Origin of the sequence: Streptomyces sp. LS1784 (assembly GCF_020103755.1) — a bacterium.
In the GTDB taxonomy this organism is placed as follows: Bacteria; Actinomycetota; Actinomycetes; order Streptomycetales; family Streptomycetaceae; genus Kitasatospora.
On the sequence record NZ_JAHSQD010000701.1, the window covers coordinates 1 to 3,763 of the forward strand.

General features: G+C 68.5%; 4 protein-coding genes. 3 read left to right on the top strand and 1 reads right to left on the bottom strand.

All coding sequences use genetic code 11. The annotated features are described in order from the left end of the window. Window positions 1–235: 235 nt before the first annotated feature. Window positions 236–1,351: a peptide chain release factor 2 gene (gene prfB, locus KS423_RS40835; protein WP_224284788.1), complete on the top strand. Its 1,116-nt coding sequence runs from the start codon at window positions 236–238 to the stop codon at window positions 1,349–1,351. A 151-nt stretch (window positions 1,352–1,502) separates the two neighbouring features. Here the strand turns inward: prfB and KS423_RS40840 are convergent, their stop codons facing one another. Then, entirely contained in the window at window positions 1,503–1,697 is a 195-nt protein-coding gene (locus KS423_RS40840; protein WP_224284789.1) for a hypothetical protein, read from the bottom strand. Between the two features lie 349 nt (window positions 1,698–2,046). On the opposite strand from KS423_RS40840, the gene ftsE reads away from it, so the two are divergent. After that, the gene (gene ftsE / locus KS423_RS40845) at window positions 2,047–2,736 is read left to right on the top strand and encodes a cell division ATP-binding protein FtsE (RefSeq protein ID WP_030059730.1); all 690 of its coding nucleotides are present in this window, start codon (window positions 2,047–2,049) and stop codon (window positions 2,734–2,736) included. A 78-nt stretch (window positions 2,737–2,814) separates the two neighbouring features. Continuing rightward, window positions 2,815–3,726 (top strand): permease-like cell division protein FtsX, encoded by a 912-nt coding sequence (gene ftsX, locus KS423_RS40850; RefSeq protein WP_224284790.1) that lies wholly within the window; start codon window positions 2,815–2,817, stop codon window positions 3,724–3,726. The last annotated feature ends 37 nt before the right edge of the window (window positions 3,727–3,763 follow it).

The following is a 3,763-nucleotide window of genomic DNA, read 5'->3' on the forward strand; positions in this document are numbered from 1 at the left end:
CGCCAGGCCCTGCTGCGCCGCCGCCGGCTGCTGGCCGTGCTGGTGGCCACCGTGCTGCTGCTGGCGGGCGCCGCCGCGGCCTGGACGGCCTTCGCGGCCACCGTCCCGGACGACGGGCACCCGGCCCGTCCCTCGGTGTCGGTCACGGCCCCGCGGGCGCCGTGACCGCAGGTGTGACTCCAGGGGAACCGGGGGTGTCGTCAGGACCACCCCCGGAACCATTACCCTGGGGGGCGTGGCAGCCGTCGATCCTTCCGAAGAGCTCAAGAACCTCGATACGACCATGGCGTCGATCGAGGCCGTCCTCGACCTGGACAAGATCCGGGCCGACATCGCGGTCCTGGAGGAGGAGGCAGCCGCCCCCACCCTGTGGGACGACGTCGCGAACGCGCAGAAGGTGACCAGCCGGCTCTCCTTCCTCCAGGGCGAACTGCGCCGGGTCGAGGGCCTGCGCGGCCGCATCGACGACCTGGGCGTGCTGTTCGAGCTGGCCGAGGCCGAGGACGACGCGGACACCCGCGTCGAGGCAGAGGCCGAGCTCGTCGCCCTCCAGAAGGCGGTCGAGGAGCTGGAGGTCCGCACCCTCCTGTCCGGCGAGTACGACGCCCGTGAGGCGCTGATCAACATCCGTGCCGAGGCCGGTGGCGTGGACGCCGCCGACTTCGCCGAGCAGCTCATGCGCATGTACCTGCGTTGGGCCGAGCGGCACGGGTACCCCACCGAGGTGTACGACACCTCGTACGCCGAAGAGGCCGGCATCAAGTCCGCGACCTTCACCGTGAAGGCGCCGTACGCCTACGGCACCCTCTCGGTCGAGCAGGGCACCCACCGTCTGGTCCGCATCTCGCCGTTCGACAACCAGGGCCGCCGGCAGACCTCCTTCGCCGGCGTCGAGGTCCTCCCGGTCGTCGAGCAGTCCGACCACGTCGACATCGACGAGGGCGAACTGCGCGTGGACGTGTACCGCGCGTCCGGCCCCGGCGGCCAGGGCGTCAACACCACCGACTCGGCGGTGCGCATCACCCACCTGCCGACCGGCATCGTGGTCTCCTGCCAGAACGAGCGCTCGCAGATCCAGAACAAGGCGTCCGCGATGAACGTCCTCCAGGCCAAGCTGCTGGAGCGGCGCCGCCAGGAGGAGAAGGCGGCGATGGACGCGCTCAAGGACAGCGGCAGCTCCTGGGGCAACCAGATGCGCTCCTACGTGCTGCACCCGTACCAGATGGTCAAGGACGTCCGCACCGCGTACGAGGCCGGCAACCCGCAGGCCGTGCTGGACGGCGACATCGACGGCTTCATCGAGGCCGGGATCCGCTGGAGGAAGCAGCGGGAGACCTCGAACGAGGCGTGAGGACCGCGGCCTCGATGAAGATCAAGCACAGCATCGAGGCCGGAATGCGCCGGCGCAAGCAGCGCGAGACCAGCGCCGAGTAGTCACCGGACGACGCAGAAGGGCCCCGACCGCAGCGGTCGGGGCCCTTCTGCGTACGTCTCGTGGGTGGTCAGGCCAGGGCCTGCCGGGCGATCAGCGCCACCGCGAGCAGCCCGGCCAGCAGGGCCAGCAGCGTCGCGGGGGAGAGCGCGGCGAACGGCCCCTGCTGCTCCTGCATCCGGGCCCGGTTGGCCCGGCAGACCGGGCAACGCCCGTCGCTGACGCGGCCGTTGCAGTTGGCGCACACCAGATGGTCGCAGGTCATGCGATCTCCTCCTCGCTGCTACAACCAACGCGCTGGACGGGGCTTTGGTTCCATGTACTGCCCTGTACGGGGGAGCGACCGGAAACGGCCGCCACCTCCACTCTGCCAGGTTCCGGCGGTTCCGGCTCCCGGGCTGTGAGATGCCTCGCAATATTCTGGGCATAAGCGGACATTCTCCCCCACGGTTCGGCCGTTGTCGCGGGCGGTCCCTGCGGGCCGGTCGCCGACTCGCGTATGGTCCGAGTCCGGGAGCGGCCCTCTGCGCTCCTTTCGCCCGCCCCCGGACCGGGCCTCCGGGGCGGACCGACCGAGGAATGGCGCCGCCTAGGATGGCCTCCGTGATGCAGCCGTGATCAGATTCGACAACGTCTCCAAGACCTATCCCAAGCAGAACCGTCCCGCCCTGGACAACGTCTCGCTGGAGATCGAGAAGGGTGAGTTCGTCTTCCTGGTCGGCTCGTCCGGCTCGGGGAAGTCCACCTTCCTGCGCCTGTGCCTGCGCGAGGAGCGCCCCAGTACGGGTGCGGTGCACGTGCTGGGCAAGGACCTCGGCAAGCTGTCCAACTGGAAGGTGCCGCACATGCGCCGCCAGCTGGGCACCGTCTTCCAGGACTTCCGCCTGCTGCCGAACAAGACGGTCGCGCAGAACGTCGCCTTCGCCCTTGAGGTGATCGGCAAGCCCAAGAGCGCCATCAACAAGGTGGTGCCCGAGGTGCTGGAGCTGGTCGGCCTCGGCGGCAAGGAGGACCGCATGCCGGGCGAGCTGTCCGGTGGTGAGCAGCAGCGCGTGGCGATCGCGCGCGCCTTCGTGAACCGTCCGATGCTGCTCATCGCGGACGAGCCCACCGGCAACCTCGACCCGCAGAACTCGGTCGGCATCATGAAGCTGCTCGACCGCATCAACCGCACCGGCACCACGGTGCTGATGGCCACCCACGACCAGGCCATCGTCGACCAGATGCGCAAGCGCGTCATCGAGCTCGACAAGGGGTTGCTCGTCCGCGACCAGGCCCGCGGCGTCTACGGGTACCAGCACTGACCGACCAGCGCTGCCCGTAGGGCCGTCGGCCCGAACCGCCAGACCCAGAGCAGTACCGACCCTGGAGTTGTTTCCCGCATGCGTGCCCAGTTCGTCCTGTCGGAGATCGGTGTGGGTCTCCGACGCAACCTGACCATGACCATCGCGGTCGTGGTCAGCGTCGCGCTCTCCCTCGCCCTCGCCGGTTCCTCGCTCCTGGTCCGTGACCAGGTGAACTCCATGAAGGGGTACTGGTACGACAAGGTCGAGGTGAGCATCTACTTCTGCACCAAGGCGGACGCCCGCAACTCGCCCCAGTGCGACAAGGGTGCGGCCACCGACCAGCAGGTCCAGGACATCAAGGACCAGCTGGACAAGATGACCTCGGTGGTCCAGTCGTCCACCTACGAGAGTTCGGCCGACGCGTACAAGCACTGGAAGGAGATGAACCCGGACAACCCGCTCATCTCCGTCCTGGGCCCGGACGCCATGCCGCAGTCCTGGCGGGTCAAGCTCAACGACCCGACCAAGTACGACGTGATCCAGAGCGCCTTCGCCGGCAAGCCCGGCGTCAAGTCGGTCGAGGACCAGCGGAAGATCCTGGAGAACCTGTTCGGCCTGCTCAACGGCCTCCAGACGGCGGCCTTCGTCATCATGGTGCTGATGCTCTTCGTCGCCCTGCTGCTGATCGTCAACACCGTCCGGGTGTCGGCGTACAGCCGACGGCGTGAAACCGGCATCATGCGCCTGGTCGGTGCCTCGAACTTCTACGTCCAGATGCCCTTCATCGCCGAGGCGGCCTTCTCGGCGCTGCTCGGCGCGATGATGGCTTCCGGGCTGCTGATCGGCGGGCACTTCTTCGTCCAGAACTGGCTGGCCGACCGGGTGCAGTTCATCCACTTCATCGGGCTCGGCTCGGTGCTCGCGGTGATACCTCTGCTGATCGTGGTGGGTATGGCCATGGCCGGCATCGCGGCCTTCTTCACGCTGCGCAAGTACCTCAAGGTCTGATTCCCGGACGCCCCGGCGGCCCCGGACGGCACTGCGC

Excerpts from the sequence above, each read along its gene's own strand:
- KS423_RS40840 (WP_224284789.1), bottom strand. The coding sequence starts at position 1,697 with ATGACCTGCGACCATCTGGTGTGCGCCAACTGCAACGGCCGCGTCAGC.
- ftsX (WP_224284790.1), top strand. The coding sequence starts at position 2,815 with ATGCGTGCCCAGTTCGTCCTGTCGGAGATCGGTGTGGGTCTCCGACGC.